A 19,087-nucleotide genomic window follows, 5' to 3' on the forward strand; every position below is an offset into this window, starting at 1 on the left:
TGATGAAACTTTCTCTGTGCAATGAAGTGCTGCGCGCCCTCTCTTTCGAGGAACAGTGCAGACTGGCCAGCGCGCTCCGTTATGACGGGCTGGAGGTGGCGCCCTTCACCCTGTCGGCTGAGCCTGCCTCCGTTCCCGCCTCCGAGCGTCGCCGTCTGCGGCAGATGGCTGCCGACCATGGACTTGAAATCACCGGCCTGCACTGGCTTCTGACCGCCCCGGAAGGGCTCTCCCTTACGAGCGACGATGCCGCTGTGGCCGCGCGCACCCGCGATCACATGCTGGCGATGGTCGAGCTTTGCGCCGATCTGGGCGGCAGCGTTCTTGTTCACGGTTCGCCCGGACAGCGCCAGTTGCGCGACGCGGCTTCGCCCGAGCATGCGCGCGACATCGCCATGGCACATCTCGCTGCAGCAGCGGATGCGGCGGCGCATGCCGGTGTTCTTTACTGCATCGAACCGCTTGCACCCTCAATGGACGATTTCGTCAACACGGTTGCCGAAGCGGTGAAGCTTGTCGAAACCATTGGCTCGCCCGGCTTTGCGACCATGTTCGACACCTATGCGGCGGTGGGCGGCGAAGCCGAACCCGCAGAAGCGGTTCTGGACCGCTTTCTGCCCGGCGGCCATGTGCGCCACATCCATTTCAACGACCGCTCCAAGCGCGGGCCGGGCCTTGGCGCAGACCGGTTTGCACCAATCGTCGATTGCCTCGTCCGGCATGATTATGACGGCGTCATCGCCGTGGAACCGTTCGACTACTACCCCGATGGGCCGGGTGTTGCGGCCTTCGCCGCAGGCTATGTCCGGGGACTTTTGGAAATGCGGAAGGAGTGTTCATGAGCACGACCAAACTCAAGGTCATCGGTGGCCGCATCGGCATTGCCAATGCCTTTGCGCGCATGCCGTTCCGCTTCGGCGTGGTGACCATGGAAGCCGCTGCCAGCGCGACGCTTGAGCTTGAGGTTTTCGTCGATGGCAAGCCGGTTCTGGGCTATGCCTCCGACCTTCTCGCCTACAAATGGTTCGACAAGCGGCCGGAAAAGACGCCGGCCGACAATGTTGCAGACCTCCTCTGGGTGGTCGAGGAAGCGCTCGCCGTCGCCAGAAACCTGCCGGAGGGCTCCCTGTTCACGCTCTGGCGGCAGCTTGATGAAGAAGTCGACCGTCGCGCTGTCGCAGCCGGTTTCAACAGGCTTGGCGCTTCCTTTGGCGTCTCAATGGTGGAGCGCGCCATCATCGATGCGCTGGGCAGGGCAACCGGGCAGAGCTTCTTCGGCATGGTGCGCGGCAATGCGTTCGACATTGATGGCGGCGCGGTCTTTCCCGAGCTTGCGGGCATGTCGCCGGCCTCGATCCTTCCCGAAAAGCCACTGGAGCGCATCGGACTGCGCCATACGGTCGGTCTGGTCGATCCGATTGAGGCTGGCGACATCGCGTCGGCTGACCGGCTTGATGACTGTCTGCCCGAAACGCTCGCAGACTATATCGAGCAGGACGATCTCAGCTATCTCAAGATCAAGATTTCCGGTGATCCCACATCGGACATGGCGCGGCTGGAGCGCATCGCAGGGCTGATGGATCGGACCGGCAGGGCATTCGCGCTGACGCTCGACGGCAATGAGCAATACAGCCGGCTTGAGGAGTTCGCCGCGTTGATGGACGCCATTCGCGGCAATCCGGCGCTTGATCGCTTCTATGATGCGATCCTTTTCATCGAGCAGCCGCTGGAACGCTCGGTCGCGCTTTCCGCGCCGCTGGACCCCAGGGCTCTCAAGACAATCGGAAAGCCACTTCTGATCGACGAGGCCGATGGCTGGACGGGCGCCTATCATGAGGCGATTGCGCTTGGCTATCACGGTGTGAGCCACAAGAACTGCAAGGGCGTCATCCGCTCCCTGCTGAACGCGATGATTGCCGAAACGCGCAATCGCGAGGCGGGGCCGGGCGTCTATTTCCAGTCGGCGGAAGATCTCACCTGTCTGCCGGTGGTGTCGCTTCAGGCCGATCTCGCGGTCGTGGCGGCGCTTGGCATCACGCATGTGGAGCGCAACGGCCACCACTATTTCCATGGCCTTGAGCATTTGCCCGCCCGTGAGGCGGAGGCCGCTCTGGCCGCCCATCCCGATCTTTATCGGCGCGAGGGTTCTTCCATCGTCACCGCCATTAATGGCGGCGCGCTCGACATTGCCTCATTGCAGGTCCCCGGCATGGGGTTCGCCTGCCTGCCCGACCTCGGTCAGCGCACACGCGCTGCCGACTGGACTTTCGATAGCCTCAACAAAAGCGATGCCGGACATGCCGGCACAGGAGACTGAGACCATGACCCGATCCCTGCCTGACACCGTTCTGGATGAAGCCCAGCTCGAAGACATGCTGTCGCAGCCGAGCGACCGCCTTGTTTCCGTCCTCGCCGAGCTGGATGGCGACATCACCATTCTTGGCGTTGGCGGCAAGATGGGGCCGACGCTTGCGCGCATGGCCAAGCGCGCCGCGCCCCACAAGCGCGTCATCGGCGTCGCCCGTTTCTCCGAGCCGGGGCTGAAAGAAAAGCTGGAAGGCTGGGGCATCGAGACCGTTTCATGCGATCTTCTCGACCGCGAAGCGGTGGAAAGCCTCGAAAAGACGGAGAATGTGCTTTTCATGGCTGGCCGCAAATTCGGTTCCAGCGGCAATCAGGGCCTGACCTGGGCCATGAATGTTCAGGTTCCTGCGATTGTCGCCGAGGCGTTCAAGGACTCGCGCATCGTCGCCTTCTCGACGGCCTGCGTTTATCCGTTCGTCAAGATCACCGAGCAGGGCGCGCGTGAAGATGTGGTGCTCGACCCGCCGGGCGAATATGCCAATTCCTGCGTGGGCCGCGAGCGCATGTTCGAGCATTTCGCCAGCGTGCATGGCACGCGCGTGGCGCTGATCCGTCTCTCCTACGCAATCGACATGCGTTATGGCGTTCTGCACGATGTCGCCAATGCGGTGCAGCAGGGCGAGCCCGTGCAGATCGACAGCGGCCATTGCAATGTGATCTGGCAGGGCGACGCAAACGACATTGCGTTGCAGTCGCTGGCATACGCGGATAATCCGCCCTTTGTGCTCAACCTTTCGGGTCCGGAACTGGTCAATGTGCGCAGCCTCGCGCAGAAGTTTGGCGAGTTCTTCGGCAAGGAGCCGGTTCTGGAAGGTTCCGAGCAGGAGCGGGCATGGATCGTTGACACGAGCCTGCAGCAGAAACTCTTCGGCTATCCCTCCGTCCCGCTGCCGCGGCTGATAGAGTGGACGGCAGATTGGATGAAAGAGGGCGGCCGCTCGCTTGGCAAGCCGACCCATTTCGAGGTGCGCGATGGAAAATACTGACCGGCCCACGGCCGGCGCCGGGGCAGCGAAGAAAAACGGGTCCGGAACGGGCCAGAAGGCGACGCGCGACGCAGCGGCGACGCGCGCCCGCATTCTCAACGCTGCCTCGAAGGAGTTTGCGAAGAAAGGACTGAAGGGGACGCGCATCGACGCGATCGCCAAGCGTGCGCGCTGTAACAAGGCCCTGATTTACCACTATTTCGGTAACAAGGAGGCCCTGTTCAGCACGGTTCTGGAGAGGAATTACGAAGCCATCCGCAGCGCCGAGCGTCAGCTCGACCTGGCCCACCGCGAGCCGGTGGCTGCCATGCGGGAGCTTATCGGTTTCTCTTTCGACTATGTGAGCGCGCACCCGGAGTTCATATCGCTCATCAATGATGAGAACATGCACGGTGGCGTGCATGTGGCTCATTCGGTCAAGGCGCGGGACCTCAACAGCCCGCTCGTGGCGATGATCGAGACGATCCTGGAGCGCGGGCAGGGCGAGGGCAAGTTCCGCTCCGGCGTCGATCCCGTGCAGCTCTACATCTCCATCGCAAGTATCTGCTACTTCTTCATTGCCAACCGGTCGACACTGTCGGCGATCTTCGGCCTGCCGAAGACGTCCGAAGTGCTCGCGCAGCGCCGCGAGCACGTGATCGAGGTCATTCTGGGTTATCTGCGCCCGGAAGCCGACGGACAGGACCTGCCTTCCATGCCGAAGGCCTGACAACGAAAGTTTCAACATGAAAATCAGCGATCTTCCCGCAACGCCGCTTGCCGCACTGCGCAAGGGAGGCGTGATCCCGGCGCATCCGCTGGCGCTTGATGCCGACCGCCGGCTCGATGAACGCCGTCAGCGTGCGTTGTCGCGTTACTACCTCGACGCGGGCTCCATCGGGCTTGCCGTGGCCGTTCACACCACGCAGTTCGAGATCCGCGATCATGGTCTTCTGGAGCCGGTTCTTTCGCTGGCGGCGGAAGAGGCGAACGCTCATGCGAGCACCCCCTTCATGGTGGCCGGCGCGGTCGGCAAGACCGAACAGGCCGTGCGCGAGGCCGAGCTTGCACGCTCCAAGGGCTATCACGCCGTGCTGCTCGGTCTGGCGGCGATGCGCGATGCGAGCGTTGACGAACTGATCGCCCATTGCCGCGCCGTTGCCGATGTCATTCCAGTGGTGGGCTTCTATTTGCAGACCGCCGTTGGCGGGCAGCCTCTGCCCTACGCGTTCTGGCGGCGTTTCGCCGAGATCGAGAATGTGGTGGCGATCAAGATGGCGCCGTTCAATCGCTACCGCACGCTCGACGTGGTGCGCGCGGTGATCGACGCCCGCGCGGAAGACCGCATCACGCTCTACACCGGCAATGACGATCACATCGTCTCCGATCTGATGACGAAGTTCACCTTCATGCGCGACGGTGCGCCGGTCAGCGTGCGGATCAAGGGCGGTCTTCTTGGGCACTGGTCGGTCTGGACGCGCAAGGCCGTGGCGTTGCTCGAAGATATCCATGAGCGCCCCGACAGCAGGAGCGCCAGCGAGTGGCTGGAGTTCGACGCCCGCACCACCGACGCCAATGGCGTTCTGTTTGACGTGGCAAACGATTTTGCCGGCTGCATTGCCTGCCTGCACGAAGTCCTGCGTCGGCAGGGCCTGCTTGAAGGAACCTGGTGCCTCAATCCGGACGAGACCATGGGGCCCGGCCAGATGGAAGAGCTCGAGCGCATCTGCCGGGATTATCCCGAACTCAACGACGACGCCTTCGTTGCCGCCAATCTGGAGCGCTGGCTGACGGCCTGACTATCTGGCAAATCGGCAGGCGGCCGGTTATCCGGCCGCTGTCAGGGCAAGTTCTTCGGCGCGGCAGCAGCGCACGCCGTCGATGAGCTGTTGCGGCTGCCGGCAGGCCTCGGTGGCGAAGGAACAGCGATCGAAGAAGAAGCAGCCGCTGGGAAGCCGGCGGTTGCTCGGCAATTCGGTTTCCTCGATCAGTTCGCCGAGCCCGTCTTCTTCGAGCTTGGGAACGCTGCCCAGAAGAAGCTGCGTATAGGGGTGGCGCGGGTGCGCCAGCAGACTTGCGGCGTCGCCGATCTCGACGATCTGGCCGAGATACATAACGGCCACGCGGCGGCACATATGGCTGATCACCGATATGTCGTGCGAGATGAAGATGTAGGTGAGACTGCGTTCACGCTGCAGCTCATCGAGCAGGTTGAGGATCTGCGCCTGAACCGAAATGTCGAGCGCCGAGGTTGGCTCGTCGAGCACGATCACATCGGGATCGGAAGAGAGCGCCCGGGCAATCGCAATACGCTGTCTCTGACCACCCGAAAACTCATGCGGGTACCGGTCCAGCGTTTCCTCGCGCAGCCCCACCTTGGCGGCAAGCTCCACGGCCAGCCGCCGCAGTTCCATCGTCGATTTGCGCTGTCGCGCGAAGACCGGCTCGGTGATCACGCGCCAGACGCGCATGCGTGAATTCAGGGATGACTGCGGATCCTGAAACACGATCTGCAATGCGGACTCGTCGCTTGCCGCCGCGCCTGAAACAAGGCCTTCGCTCGGCTGAAGAAGCCCAAGCAGCACCTGCGCAAGCGTGCTCTTGCCGCAGCCCGATTCCCCGACAATGCCCAGCGTTTCGCCGCGCTGAACGTCGAGATCCACCCCGTTCAGCGCGTGGACATGCGATGTGGGTCTGCCCAGCCAGTCGGAGCCGGAGGGAAAGCGGACGCTGATGTCGGAAAGCTCCAGCACGGTGTCGCGTGTTTTGCCGGCGCTCATGCCGCATGCTCCTTCTCACACAGCCAGCAGGCCGATGCACGGTTGTCCTCATCAAGCGAAAATAGCGGAGGAATGGCGCTGCAGGCCTCGAAAGCGCTGTCGCATCTTTCACGGAAGGCGCAGCCGGTCGGCATGTCGGTCAGGTTTGGAACAACGCCGCGGATCGACCGCAGCGGTTGTCCCGGCGCCGCGCTCTCGGGAAGGGCGCGGATCAGAGCCTGCGTATAGGGATGTTTCGGTGCGCCCAGCACCTCCCGTGTCGGCCCCGTTTCCACCACCGATCCGGCATACATCACATAAAGCCGGTCGCAGAACTGCGACACGACGGCCAGGTCATGCGAGATGAACAGAATGGCCGTGTTCAGCTCCCGGGCCTTCTGGCGCAGCAATTGCAGCACCTGTTTCTGAACCGTCACATCGAGTGCGGTGGTCGGTTCGTCGGCGATCAGGAGTTTGGGCGAACAGGCGAAGGCCAGCCCGATGAGAATGCGCTGTCGCATGCCGCCGGACAGCTCGAACGGATAGCGTTCGAGAATTTCCTCGGCATCGTTGATGCGCATGTCCGTCAGCAGCTTGATCGCGTGGAGCCTGGCCTCACGCTCGCTCAGCTTTGTGTGCAGCCGGATGACGCCGAGCATCTGTGCGCCGACCTTCTTGGTCGGGTTCAGGGCGGTCAGCGGTTCCTGAAAGATCATAGCAACATCGCGGCCACGCATCGATGCAAGCTTCTGCTCGCTGAGAGCGAGCATGTCCTGGCCGAGCAGGGTGATGCGGCCAGAACGAATCCTGAAGGATTCGCTCGGTAGCAGGCGCATCGCGGTCATGGCGGTGACGGATTTCGCGGAGCCCGATTCACCGACAATGCCGACGATCTCTCCCTCCTGCACATGGAGGGAGACGCGGTTCACCGCGCTGACCGTGCCCTTGTAGACAGGGAATTCGAGAGACAGATTGTCGATATCCAGAACGGTCTTGCGCATGTCAGCGTGCTTTCTGGCGCGGGTCGAGCATGTCGCGCACGCCGTCGCCGAAAAGATTGAAGCCGGTGGCGGTGAACAGGATCGCAAAGCCGGGGAAGCCCGAATACCACCACTGGTCGAGAATGTAGTTTCGCCCCGTCGCTACCATCGCGCCCCACTCGGCCGTGGGCTGCTGCGCACCAAGGCCAATGAAGCTGAGCGCCGAGGCGAGGAGGATCGTGCTGCCGAGGTCCAGCGTGCCCTGCACGATCACGGGAGAGAGCGTGTTCGGCAGGATATGCCATCGCAATATGTGCAGCCGCCCCGCGCGGAACGTGTGGGCCGCCTTCACATAGGCCATCTCGCGAACGATAAGCGCCTGTCCGCGCACGAGCCGCACATAAAAGGGTATCCGCACGATCGCGATGGCAAGCGCCGCGTTGACCAGGCTGGGGCCAAGCGCTGCGGCAAGCGCCAGGATCAGCGCCAGCGAGGGAACGGAAAGAACCACGTCCATCAGGCGCATGATCACCGTATCCGTGCGTCCGCCGATCAGGCCGGACAGCGCCCCCAGAACCGTTCCCGTGAGGCCGGCCAGAAACACGACGAAGAAACCGACGGCGATGGACTGTCGGCCGCCAAAGAGGATGCGGCTATAGATGTCGCGACCGACTTCGTCCGTGCCGAAGAAGTGCGCCATGGAGGGCGGTGCCAGCCTTGCGCGCAGGTCGATGGCGTTGGGGTCGTGCGTGGCGAAAACAGGCGCGAATATCACCACGATGAGAACCAGAACCACCATGATCAGGCCTACCATGGTGAGAGGGCTGCGCTTCAGCTGGTAGCCGAAATACCCGAAGTCGAATCTGGACCTTTTGGCCGTGCTTTGTGCTTCCGCCATCAGTTGACGCTCCTGATGCGAGGATCGATCACCATGTAGAGGAGGTCGACGGCCAGATTGACGAGGACATAGGCGAAGGACACCACGACGGTGAAGCCCATCACGGCCGGGAAATCCAGTGCCTGAATGGAATTGACCACATAGGCGCCCATGCCGGGCCAGGCGAAAACCGTTTCAGTGAGAACCGCCCCATAGAGAAGATCACCGAGAGCCAGCCCCATGACCGTGACCGACGGAATGAGCGCATTGGGCAGCGCCTCCCGGAAGATGACGCTGCGGCGGCTGAGGCCATTGGCGCGCGCGGTGCGCACATAGTCCTGCTGCAGTTCCTCCAGCATGGCCGAGCGGATTTGCCGGGCGACCACGCCCAGATGCACGAAGCCGAGTGTAAGTGCTGGCAGGATGATGTGGCGGAGGGCGCTGGTGAATGCCGTCATGTCGCCGGCAAGGAGAGAGTCGATCAGAAGAAAGCCGGTTATCGTGGGTGGGCGGGGTATGTCAGGATTTATCCGTCCGCCACCCGGCAGAATTCCCAGGTCGCCATAGAACAGGACAATCAGAAGAAGCCCGAGCCAGAAGGCCGGCGTGGAAATGCCCGTCACCGCCAGTGCGCGGACCAGATGGTCGATGGGCTTGTCGCGCCATACGGCCGAGGCAACGCCAAGCGGAACACCAACGGCTGTCGCCAGCATCAGCGCCACGAGCGCCAGTTCCATCGTCGCCGGAAAATAGAGTTTGAGGTCTTCTGCAACGGGCCTGCGTGTGCGCAGGGAGGTTCCCAGATCGCCGGAGAGAATGCCCTTGAGATAGATCCAGTATTGTTCGGGCAGAGGCTTGTTGAGCCCCATGTCTTCACGAACACGCTCGACGATTTCAGGGGTGGCCCGGTCGCCCGCAACCAGCATGGCTGGATCGCCGGGTATGAGATGCGAAATGGCGAAGGTGATCATCGACACGCCGACCACCACAAGAGCAAGGAAAAGCAGTCGTTTCCTTATCACATTCAGATATTGCACAGTTCACCTTCACCTGAATTCTGCTGGACGTGACCCGTGCACCGCCCCGGAACGGCCATTTGCTCCCGGGCGGTGCATGTCGTTTCAGCCGTGCATCACTTGCTCATGCCGGCGATGTTGTAGATGTCCAGAAGCATCGGGTTGAAAACGAACCCTTCGACATTGTCGCGCATGGCGATGCGGTAGTCTTTCTGGAAGAGATAGACGTAAGCCGCTTCGTCGGTGACGATCTTCTGCACCTCGGCATAGAGCTTCTCGCGCTCTGCCTGATCGCTGCTCAGCGCCGCTTCCCTCAGGAGCTCGTCGACCTTCTCGTTCGTGTACCAGGACCGGTTGCCGGCGAGGCCGTGGCGATCGGAATCGAACCAGTAGCTGGTGAACATGTAGGGGTCAGCGAAATCCGGGGTCCAGTTGCCCGTCGCCATGCCGAAATCGCCCGTGTCGAAGCGTTCGCGCATGGTGGCGTTGGCAAGCTTCTCCAGTTTAACGTTAAGTCCGATCTCGGCCAGATTGGCCTGGGTTGCGATGGCGATGGGCTCCCAGTTCGGGTCGACATCGGAGTAGAGGAAGGTGATCTCCGCGCCATCGGCCCCGGCGCTTGCGAGCAGTTCCTTGGCCTTGTCGACATTGCGGTTGTACTGGATGACGCTCTCGTCGCGTCCCCACATGCCATCCGGGATCGGGCCGTGCATCTGCTTGCCATTGCCATTGAGAATGCCGTCGATCAGCCCCTCATAGTCAACCGCATAGGAGATCGCCCTGCGCACGTCGGCATTGTCGAGCGGCGCCTTCTGGTTGTTCATGTAGAGATAGGTGACGCGCAGGCTCGGATAGTTCTGGACCGCGATACCGTCCTTGCTCTCCAGCGCCTCGAGCTGGTCTTCCGGCAGGGCTTCGGCGATGTCCACATCGCCTGCCTCAAGCTGCAGTCGCCGCGCGGAAGCCTCACCGATGATGACGATGCGCATCTTGTCGATGGCGGGCTTGTCGCCGCCATAATGCGGGTTGGGCTCCATCGTGATGGTCTGGCCGCGTTCCCAGTTGGCCAGGCGATATGGGCCCGAGCCGGCGGTGTTGGAGGCGAGATACGCCTTGCCGTCATCGTCTCCCTGTTCGGCAACCTTTGGGTTGACGATGGCAGCGCCATTGTTTGCCAGTGCATAAAGGAAGGGAGCGTAGGTCTCGCCCAGCTTGAACGAGACGGTCATCGGATCGACAACGGTCACTTCCACACCGCTCGGCAGCGCTTCCGAGGGGCCCTGACCAATGCGGAACAGCCGGTCGAAAGAAAATTTCACGGCATTCGCATCAACGGCCGTGCCGTCATCGAATTTCTGCCCGTCCTTCAGCTTGAAGGTCCAGGTGAGGCCGTCTTCAGAGGCTTCCCAGCTGTCGGCCAGGTCGCCTGTCACGCTGGTCAGTCCTTTCCCGTCCTTCGTCTCATATTTCATGAGGCGCTGGTAGGCCGGGTAAGTCACGGTCCAGTCGTTGTTGTCCATCGTCACGGCAGGGTCGAGCGACTGCGGATCGGCCGGCTTGGCGATGACAAGCGTGTCGGCCGGCGCTGCCGCCAGTGTCGCGGTCGAACCGCCTGCCAGAACGGACAGGGCCGTTGCGCCGGCAAGAAACACCCTGCGCGATAATGTCAGGTTCATCATTTGCATACCTCCCAGAAATGCGTGCTTTTACATTGACGAAATCAGATCGTTTCCTCGTGCCAGAGCGACTGCGAACTCCGTTTCGGGCTGATATGCGCCGCCGGTCGTCCAGATCACACGCGTGATCTCCCTGTCGCTGTCCGGCACTTCTATCTCCCCCCCGAATTCGACAAGTGCAGCAAACCCCGAAGCGGCCGAAGGTTCAAGTCGCATCTTTTCAAGACGCCACATATGCGTGAGCCAGACCAGCAGGGATTCGTCGCTGACGGTGGCTATGCCTTCGACCATGTGCCGGGTCTCGCGGGCCACGAGCTGGGAAGCCTGCGCGACGGCCAGACCATCGGCGATTGTCCGGTTGTCCAGGCCGAAATCATAGACGCTGACCGGACGGTCCGTGCCGAGCGCCAGCTGCACCAGCATGCAGGGCGATGCGACGGGCTCGACATAAATGCAGCGCACGGCGTCTCCAAAAACGCGTTTCAGACCAAATGTGACGCCACCGGGCGCGCCGCCCACACCGCATGGCAGATAGACATGCAGCGGGTGATCGGCGTCCACGGGGATGCCGGCCTCTTCAAGCTGGTCTGCAAGTTCGCGCGCGGCCGCTGCATAGCCCATGAACAGCGTGATCGAGCGTTCATCATCGACAAAATGGCTGTCGGCCTGTCTGTCCGCCGCCTCGCGCGCGGCACACACGGCCTGCGAGAAATCGCTGCCATGCTCCACCACGCAGGCTCCAAGCGCGGTGAGCCGATCTTTCTTCCACTGCTTGGCGTCGTGCGACATGTGCACTTCGACGTCGAAACCGAGCCTGCACCCGGCCAGACCGACGCTGTAACCCAGATTGCCCGTCGAACCGACGAGAAGCCGGTGCCTGGCAAAGAACGCTTTCGCCTCCGGCGTCGCGAGCTTCGAAAGGTCGTCGCCATCCTCCACAAGTCCGGCTTCCCGGGCAATGTCGACGGCGTGTGTCAGTACCTCGAACACACCGCCGCGCGCCTTGATGCTGCCGGTGGTCTGCAGGGCGTAATCGCATTTTGCGAGAAGTCGCCCGCGTTTCAGCCCGATCATCCCGGCTATCCGGGGCAGTTCCCGCAGGTCCGAACGATTGCGGCCGCCATCGGCCCTGGTTTCAGGAAACAGTTGCGCCAGAAGCGGGCCATACCATTCCCACGCGTCTTCGGCCTCTTTCACCATTTCGCCATCAAGCGAGCTTCGCGCCATCGCAGCGTCGACGGGGAGGACGTCCGGATTGCGCCACCATACCGGTGTGCCGTTCGGGAGACCGGGGGGCAAAGTCCCATCGTTCATGAGTTCTTGACCTTTCATCATTTGTCACACGCGCCGCCGGCGAGCGTTGCTCTGCTTCCCCGGACAGTCAGGCCGCATGGCTTTCCGCGCGCACGAAATGCGTGTCGGAAATCCTGTGCATGGGCCGTTGCACGGGCGTGTAATCGGGAGGGCGTACGGCGCTTGGAATCTCATCGACCATCAGGGTGCGCCGTTCCGGCCGGCGGCGCGGATCGGCCACCGGAACCGAGCCCAGAAGCTTGCGGGTATAGGGGTGCTGCGGGTTTCCGAAGACGGAGCGCCTGTCGCCAATCTCGACGATCTCGCCGAGATACATCACCGCAACCCGGTGCGCCACGCGTTCCACCACCGCCATGTCGTGGCTGATGAACAGGAGCGAAATGCCGAGTTCCGCCTGCAGGTCCATCAAGAGATTGATCACCTGCGCCTGAATGGTCACGTCCAGCGACGCCACTGCTTCGTCCGCTATCAGGAGCTTTGGATCGAGGGCGAGCGCGCGCGCAATGCAGATGCGCTGCCGCTGGCCTCCGGAAAAGGCGTGCGGATAGCGGTCGAGATGGGTTTCGTTCAGTTCCACCCGTTTCAGAAGTTCCGCTGCCTTCCTGCGCATGTCTGCGCGGCACCCGCCCGCACCCTGCACCAGCATCGGGTCGATCAGCGCGCGGGCGATGGTCATGCGCGGGTTTAGCGAGGCGAACGGATCCTGAAACACCATCTGCACGTGACGGCGAAATGACTGCAGCTTCTGCGATGATACGCCGACCGTCTCCTCGCCTTCAAAGCGGATGGAGCCGGAGACGGGGCGGTCGAGATGCATCACGGTGCGGGCGATGGTCGATTTCCCGCAGCCGGATTCTCCGACAAGCGCGAGGGTTTCGCCACGCGCGATGGAGAATGAAACATTCTCGACTGCGTGAACGCGCCCGGTGACCCGGCCAAACAGGCCCGAGCGCAGGTCGAAGCGGGTAACGAGGTTCTCGACCTCCAGAAGCGGCCGGGCATCTTGGTTTTGCGAAGGCCCGGTCATGCGCCTGCTCCGGCATTGCGGTCCCGCGAGAACTCCACGAGCGGGAATTTGGCGGGCATGTCCGTTTCCGCCATGCTGCCAAGCTGTGGAACGGCGGCAATCAGCGCCTTGGTGTATTCATGCCGGGGCGCCTCGAAAATCGAGAAAACGTCGCCCTGTTCCACAAGCGCTCCATTGTACATCACGCAGACGCGATCAGCGACTTCTGCGACGACGCCCATATCGTGCGTAATGAAGAGGGCGGACATGCCGATTTCCTCCTGAAGCGAACGCACCAGGTCGAGAATCTGGGCCTGAATGGTGACATCGAGCGCCGTGGTCGGCTCATCCAGGATGAGAAGCGACGGCTTGCAGGAGAGCGCCATGGCGATCATGACCCTCTGGCGCATGCCTCCGGAGAACTCGTGCGGGTATTGCTTCATCCGCCGCGCGGCATCGGGCACGCGAACGAGCTGCAGCGTTTTCAGCGCGATCTGTTCGGCCTTGCGCGTCGACTTTCCCTGATGCTGGACGATGGCCTCGCATATCTGCTCGCCGACGGTGAAGACCGGGTTGAGGCTGGACATCGGGTCCTGAAAGACGATGGAGACATCCGCCCCGCGGACATCGATCATCTTGTCCAGCGGGATGCGCGTGATCTCCATGACCCGTCCCTCGCGTCCCCGCAGTCTGATCGAACCTTCGGTGATCGTGGCCCCGTCATGCTCCGTGAGGCGCATCAGGGTCATGGCCGTCACGGATTTCCCGCTGCCCGATTCCCCGACGAGGGCCAGCGTCTCGCCCCGGTCGATGTGGAACGAGACGCCGCGCACGACTTCGATCGGCGTCTTGCTTTGCGCCGCAAAGGCGATCCTGAGGTTCTCCACCTCCAGCACCCGTTCGGCCGGCATTGCCGGTTCGGCGTCAACATGGCTCATCTTTCCGCCACCTCCCCTGGACAGGTCGCATCGCGTGATCGAGGGACCGTTTTGGCCAGATCGGGAGGCGAAGAGCGGGGCTTGTCAAGAGAGCCGGAGACGGGCGCAGGCGGGAAAGTCAGGCTTTGTCAGTGTTTCCGGGCGTTATGTTTTTTTTGCATAAATCATTCTGCCGCAGCTGGCCCGGCCAAATCCTGCCTGTCAGCCGTCCGTCGTGTTTCCCATGGCGTGATTGCAGGCTCGATTCCGTGCCAGAATGTTTCGAGATGCGGGCTGCGTGAGCCCTGTCGCCGGAAAAGCCTCACCTCCATGTCGAGCTGAAGTTCCGGTCCGCCGATCTGGCAGAGTTCGCCGCGTTCGATGGCGTCCCTGACGCAGCACAGCGGCAGCCAGCCCAGGCCTTCGCCGGCCATCACCATGCGCTTGATGCCTTCGGAAATCGATGTCTCATACACGGTTGCCAGTGGTAGGGGGCGTTCCTGGCGCGCATGGATGAGCGAAACCAGCTTGCCCAGATAGCCATCGTTCCAGGAGTAGGCGAGATAGGGAATGCGGCTTTCCTGATCGTGATCCAGTGAATAAAGCGGCCTGCTTTCCGCATCGAGTGCGGAGACAGGAACCAGCGGATCAATGCCGAGACACACGGATTCGAAAGGTCCGGCGGTCAGAACCGGCGGGCCCTCAGGGTGGCTGTAGACGATCGCGAAATCGCTCCTGCCCATGGCGAGGGCTTCGACGCACTCGTAAAAATCGGTCGCCTGCATGCTCACCGGCAGCAGTGATCTGGAGGCATCCGCGCCCTTGATCCATTCGGGGAAAAAGAACAGCGCGATTGTGTGCAGCGCGCTGAAAGAAACCGGGTTCTGGCGGGTGCCCGCCTGCTGCTGGCAATCGTTGCGCAAGCGGTATAGCTCGCGAACCAGTTCCTGGCAGCGCGGCAGGAAGAGTGTCCCGGCCTTTGTCAACTGGACCGGATAGGTGCTTCTGTCGATGAGTTCCACGCCGACCCAGCGTTCCAGTGCCTTTATGCGGCGGCTGAAGGCCGGTTGAGAGATGTTTCGCGCTGCGGCTGCGGTCGAATAATTCCGCGACGCGACAATCTCAAGGAAGTCTTCCATCCAGATGAGTTCCAAGATGCTCTCCATGCAGTTTTTGCATAGTTCATCTATAAAGAGTATTAGACAGCCTGCAAAGCTCCCCCTACCGTTTGCGCAAAAATAAGCCCGCCCAAAGGGCATACGGTTCAGCGCAGAATCTGAATTGAGGGGAAATCCAATGCTCAAGAAAATCGCCCTGTTGGCCGCCTGTGCCGTGTTTGGCCCGGTCGGAATCGGCAATGCGCAGGTCAACAATCCCGGAACTCTGGTCTTTCTCTGGACTGACGGGATCCAGTCTCTCGACCCTGCCTATATCGGCAACACGCCGAGCACCTATGCTTCCTTGAACATGTACAATCGGCTTCTTGGCTATGACGGATCGAACATTTCCGAGTTCGTTCCTTCCATCGCCTCCAAGGTGCCATCGCTTGAAAATGGTCTGATCGAGACGGGTGAAGACGGTTCGGTTCGCTACACGTTTCCGATCCGCGAGGGGATCTATGCGCACAAGGTCGGCCTCAAAGGCGCCAACGGCAAGATCGAGTGGCGCTACTACGACGAATTGAACGAGGAGGAGCGCGGGCGCATCGAGCCGGGTTACGGTGAGATCACCGCAGAAGATGTTCGCTACAGCTTCATGCGGGCGATCCTGCAGGGCGAATCCTGGATGGCCAATGCCGTGACGGAAATGGTGACGGCGGGGACCTATCCCAATATCCGCGCCTGGGCGACGGCGCTCGCCGGTGTCGAGAACTTCGATGATCTGGACGAGGCCGGCCTTGTCGCGGTGCATGATGCGCTTGCCGAGAAAATCACCGTCGAGGATGGCAAGCTCGTTCTCACGCTGGAGAAATCCTTTCCTGCCACGCTGGGCGTGATCGCCTTGCCCTACGCCACCTCGGTGATCGACAGGGAATGGGCTGTCGACCATGGAGCCTGGCCGGGCACGGCCGACAGCTGGGTGGAGTTCCACAAGCCGGACCTTGGCGAAAGCGCCCTGTTTGAACAGGTCAATGGCAGTGGCCCGTTCATGCTTGAAGAGTGGGATCAGGGTGAAAAGCGCCTCGTGATGAAGCGTTTCGAGGGCTATATGGATGGCCCGGCGCAGCTGGAGCGTGTTGTGCTGCGCTCCGTGCCGGAATGGACCACGCGACGCCTGCAGCTCGAAGCGGGTGACGCCGATGTGGTTGCAACGCCGGTCGAATTTCTCAAGGAGATGAAGACCCGCCCGGGCATCAAGGTTCGAGAGGGGCTGCAGAACATCTTCGGACGCAGCCTGTTCTTAATGTGGCCGGTTCAGGCCGATGGCAATCCGGCAATCGGCAGCGGCAAGCTGGATGGCGCAGGCATACCGCCGGACTTCTTCGGCGACATCGATGTGCGCAAGGGCTTCAACTACGCGCAGAACTACCAGCTTCTTCTCGAGCAGGTGAACCTCGGCAACACGGTGCAGCTGCGCGGCCCGACGGTTCGTGGCCTGATGGGCTATCGCGACGACAGTCCCGTCTACAGCTTTGATCCCGAGAAAGCCGAAGAGCATTTCCGCAAGGCCTTCGATGGCAAGCTGTGGGATGTCGGCTTTGAGATGACTGCGTACATGACGGAGGGCACGCAGTTGGCAAACGCAGCGCTTTCCGTTCTCCAGCAGAATCTGGCGCGCATCAATCCCAAGTTCCGCCTCAAGATCCAGGCGCTGCCCTGGGCCACGATCTCCGACCAGATCTACACGAACAACAATCCGAGCCTGCCCATGGCCTATATGGGCTGGGGGCCGGACTATTCGGATCCGGGTGGTCCGCTGGGCGCCGCCACCTACTATCTGGCCAGCACGGGTCTCGTTGCAGGGTTCAGCGGTGAGGGCTATCGCGAGCTGATGCGCAAGGAGTTCGACGGTCTGCTCGCAGAGGCGTGGGCGCTGAACGATCCTGACAAGCGCCGGCCAATCTACGAGCGGCTGCAGGAAATGAGCCATGAATATGCGACCACGCAGTTCCTGTGGGAGGACTACACGCATGTGGTCTCGCGCGACTGGGTGGATGGCTACGTGCACAACATGATGCTGTACGGCGCATGGGATTTCTACAAGGTCACCAAGTCTGAATAGACGCCACGATCCATGAGCCTCCGCGCGCTCAGCGCGGAGGCCGCCCGGTTTCGCTCCCCCGAAGACATGGATGCCATGCTGTATTATCTCCTGCGCCGAGCGGTGTTCATTCCCGTGGTGCTGCTTGCTCTCACTCTGATGATCTTCTCCCTGCAGATGATGTTGTCGCCCGTGCAGCGGCTCGCCGCTTATGCGCCCGGGCCGGAATTTCTGAAGGGGGGCAGCGCACAGATCGCCGCTCTCATTGAGAAATACGGTCTCGATGAGCCATTTCTCGTTCAGTACAAGGAATGGCTTGGCAATGTCCTGTCGGGCAATCTCGGCTGGTCGGAGACCGCGCGTGCGCCTGTGTCCGAGGCGCTGCTGGACCTGTTTCCGGCAACGGCGGAGCTGGTCTTCTTCGCCTTCATCCCCAGCCTGTTGGGGGCCATCTGGCTTGGCACCAAGGCCGGCGTTCACCTGAACAAGGGCATCGACCACGCCATTCGCATCTTCACCATCATTGGCTGGTCGTTTCCGGTGTTCGTGTTCGGCCTGATGATGCTGCTGATCTTCTACGGCACGCTGAACTGGTTTCCGCCCGGCCGTCTCAGCCAGTGGGCGGAAGTGGTGGTGGCCGGCGACGCCTTCACCCGCTACACCGGTGTGAACACGCTGGATGCGCTGCTCAACGGCAATATGGCGGTGTTCTTCGACGCTATACGGCATCTGATCGCGCCGGTCATCACGCTGACCTATGTCAACCTCGCCAGCATGACGCGGGTGATGCGCACCAGCATGCTGGAGACCCTGCGACAGGACTATATCCGCACGGCGCGCGCCAAGGGGCTTCCCGAAAAGGTCGTTCAAAACAAGCATGGGCGCAGCAATGCGATGCTGCCCGTGGTCACCATCGCCGGCATGGAGCTGGCCTACATGATGGGGGGCGTCGTGATCACTGAAACGATCTTCGACTATCATGGCATTGGCAGGTTTGCCGCCGATGCCGCGTCCAATCTGGATTTTCCCGGCGTGCTCGGCTTCGCGCTCTATTTTGCGCTCGTTCTGGTCGTCATCAATCTGGTCGTGGACCTGCTCTATCCGCTGCTCGATCCGAGGGTGAAGCTGGCATGACCGTGCTCCGTTATCTCCTGCGCAATCCGCTTTCAATGTTCGGCATGGTTCTGTTGGTCGGCTTTGTCGTGGTGGCGCTCTTTGCGCCGCTCCTGGCGGTTCCCGAACCCTATCAGATCAGCCCTTACGACACGCCGCGCGCCGGCTTCTGGGCGCAGCCGCAGCCACCCTCCGACGAACATCCGTTCGGCACGACGCAGGGCCAGTTCGATATCTATTACGGCCTGGTCTGGGGCACCCGTACGGCTTTCAAGATCGGCCTTGGCGTCGTTCTCATTTCCGTTTTCGTCGGTGTGCTCATCGGTTCTGTCTCCGCGTTCTACGGCGGTCTGGTCGATGAAGTGCTGATGCGCATCGTCGACGTCTTCATGGCCGTTCCCATTCTCATCGCTGCAATGGTGCTCACGGCGCTGCTCGGCAAGGGGCTGGTGCCCATGATCATCGCGCTGAGCGCGTTTGGCTGGATGAATTATGCGCGTGTCGTGCGAAGCGAAATCCTTCGCGTGAAGGAGATGGATTTCGTGCATGCGGCGCGTGCCTATGGCACGAGCGACAGGCGTCTTATCCTCCAGCACATTCTTCCCAACACCTTCTTCCCGGTTCTGGTTCTGGCAACCATGGCGACCGGCTCCATGGTTCTGGCCGCCTCGGCGCTCAGCTTTCTCGGGGTCGGAACGGAAGAGGGCTATGCGGACTGGGGCCAGTTCATCGCCTATTCGCGCAACTGGATCGTTGGGCAGGGCGATAACCCCTTTGCCTATTGGTACACGCTGTTTTTCCCGGGCATGGCGATCTTCCTCTTCGTTCTCTCCTGGAACCTGGTCGGAGACGCATTGCGCGACATTCTCGATCCGCGGATCGCAAAATAGGGGGCAATC

At 61.7% G+C, this 19,087-nt stretch carries 17 protein-coding genes; 8 read left to right on the forward strand and 9 right to left on the reverse strand.

Annotation, left to right across the window (positions count from 1 at the left end; genetic code table 11):
• The first annotated feature begins 2 nt into the window (after positions 1-2).
• Genes JYP46_RS14665 through JYP46_RS14685 form a run of 5 tightly spaced genes read left to right on the forward strand, consistent with a single transcriptional unit; the run spans position 3 to position 5,128 of the window.
• Positions 3-842 (forward strand): sugar phosphate isomerase/epimerase family protein, encoded by an 840-nt coding sequence (locus JYP46_RS14665; RefSeq protein ID WP_206548506.1) that lies wholly within the window; start codon positions 3-5, stop codon positions 840-842.
• Positions 839-2,317, forward strand: a complete 1,479-nt coding sequence (locus JYP46_RS14670; RefSeq protein ID WP_206548507.1) for an enolase-like domain-containing protein — start codon at positions 839-841, stop codon at positions 2,315-2,317. The genes JYP46_RS14665 and JYP46_RS14670 overlap by 4 nt, the downstream gene beginning before the upstream one ends.
• A 4-nt stretch (positions 2,318-2,321) precedes the next feature.
• Positions 2,322-3,350, forward strand: a complete 1,029-nt coding sequence (locus JYP46_RS14675; RefSeq protein WP_113157131.1) for an NAD-dependent epimerase/dehydratase family protein — start codon at positions 2,322-2,324, stop codon at positions 3,348-3,350.
• Positions 3,337-4,059 (forward strand): TetR/AcrR family transcriptional regulator, encoded by a 723-nt coding sequence (locus tag JYP46_RS14680; protein ID WP_113156745.1) that lies wholly within the window; start codon positions 3,337-3,339, stop codon positions 4,057-4,059. The genes JYP46_RS14675 and JYP46_RS14680 overlap by 14 nt, the downstream gene beginning before the upstream one ends.
• 16 nt (positions 4,060-4,075) lie before the next feature.
• Positions 4,076-5,128, forward strand: a complete 1,053-nt coding sequence (locus JYP46_RS14685; RefSeq protein ID WP_206548508.1) for a dihydrodipicolinate synthase family protein — start codon at positions 4,076-4,078, stop codon at positions 5,126-5,128.
• A gap of 27 nt (positions 5,129-5,155) precedes the next feature.
• Here JYP46_RS14685 and JYP46_RS14690 read toward each other — a convergent pair whose 3' ends face one another.
• From JYP46_RS14690 to JYP46_RS14730, 9 genes are all read right to left on the reverse strand, one after another.
• Entirely contained in the window at positions 5,156-6,109 is a 954-nt protein-coding gene (locus JYP46_RS14690; protein ID WP_206548509.1) for an oligopeptide/dipeptide ABC transporter ATP-binding protein, read from the reverse strand.
• Positions 6,106-7,089, reverse strand: a complete 984-nt coding sequence (locus JYP46_RS14695) for an ABC transporter ATP-binding protein (protein WP_206548510.1) — start codon at positions 7,087-7,089, stop codon at positions 6,106-6,108. Before JYP46_RS14695 ends, JYP46_RS14690 begins: the two co-directional genes overlap by 4 nt.
• 1 nt (position 7,090) lies before the next feature.
• Positions 7,091-7,966, reverse strand: a complete 876-nt coding sequence (ddpC, locus tag JYP46_RS14700; protein WP_113156749.1) for a D,D-dipeptide ABC transporter permease — start codon at positions 7,964-7,966, stop codon at positions 7,091-7,093.
• The gene (locus JYP46_RS14705) at positions 7,966-8,982 is read right to left on the reverse strand and encodes an ABC transporter permease (RefSeq protein ID WP_113156750.1); all 1,017 of its coding nucleotides are present in this window, start codon (positions 8,980-8,982) and stop codon (positions 7,966-7,968) included. Before JYP46_RS14705 ends, ddpC begins: the two co-directional genes overlap by 1 nt.
• A gap of 95 nt (positions 8,983-9,077) precedes the next feature.
• Positions 9,078-10,637, reverse strand: coding sequence for an ABC transporter substrate-binding protein (locus tag JYP46_RS14710; RefSeq protein WP_206548511.1), 1,560 nt, complete (start codon positions 10,635-10,637; stop codon positions 9,078-9,080).
• 30 nt (positions 10,638-10,667) lie between these two features.
• Entirely contained in the window at positions 10,668-11,972 is a 1,305-nt protein-coding gene (locus tag JYP46_RS14715; RefSeq protein WP_328850618.1) for a D-serine ammonia-lyase, read from the reverse strand.
• A 46-nt stretch (positions 11,973-12,018) separates the two neighbouring features.
• A complete protein-coding gene (locus JYP46_RS14720; RefSeq protein ID WP_206548513.1) occupies positions 12,019-12,978 on the reverse strand; it encodes an ABC transporter ATP-binding protein in 960 nt (319 codons plus the stop codon).
• Complete coding sequence (locus tag JYP46_RS14725; protein WP_206548514.1) at positions 12,975-13,895, reverse strand: ABC transporter ATP-binding protein; 921 nt, start codon at positions 13,893-13,895, stop codon at positions 12,975-12,977. Before JYP46_RS14725 ends, JYP46_RS14720 begins: the two co-directional genes overlap by 4 nt.
• Positions 13,896-14,059: 164 nt before the next feature.
• Entirely contained in the window at positions 14,060-15,178 is a 1,119-nt protein-coding gene (locus JYP46_RS14730; RefSeq protein ID WP_236042231.1) for a LysR substrate-binding domain-containing protein, read from the reverse strand.
• On the opposite strand from JYP46_RS14730, the gene JYP46_RS14735 reads away from it, so the two are divergent.
• The 3 genes from JYP46_RS14735 (at position 15,171) to JYP46_RS14745 (ending at position 19,078) form a co-directional block, all read left to right on the forward strand.
• On the forward strand, positions 15,171-17,096 hold the full coding sequence (locus JYP46_RS14735; RefSeq protein WP_206548515.1) for an ABC transporter substrate-binding protein: 1,926 nt from the start codon (positions 15,171-15,173) through the stop codon (positions 17,094-17,096). The two genes, JYP46_RS14730 and JYP46_RS14735, sit on opposite strands and share 8 nt — an antisense overlap.
• A 75-nt stretch (positions 17,097-17,171) precedes the next feature.
• The gene (locus tag JYP46_RS14740) at positions 17,172-18,209 is read left to right on the forward strand and encodes an ABC transporter permease (RefSeq protein WP_113157133.1); all 1,038 of its coding nucleotides are present in this window, start codon (positions 17,172-17,174) and stop codon (positions 18,207-18,209) included.
• Positions 18,206-19,078 carry an ABC transporter permease gene (locus tag JYP46_RS14745; RefSeq protein ID WP_206544987.1) on the forward strand — a complete coding sequence of 291 codons (873 nt, stop codon included), beginning with the start codon at positions 18,206-18,208 and terminating at the stop codon, positions 19,076-19,078. Before JYP46_RS14740 ends, JYP46_RS14745 begins: the two co-directional genes overlap by 4 nt.
• The last annotated feature ends 9 nt before the right edge of the window (positions 19,079-19,087 follow it).

This window comes from Nitratireductor aquimarinus, assembly GCF_017255295.1.
Lineage (GTDB): Bacteria > Pseudomonadota > Alphaproteobacteria > Rhizobiales > Rhizobiaceae > Nitratireductor > Nitratireductor aquimarinus.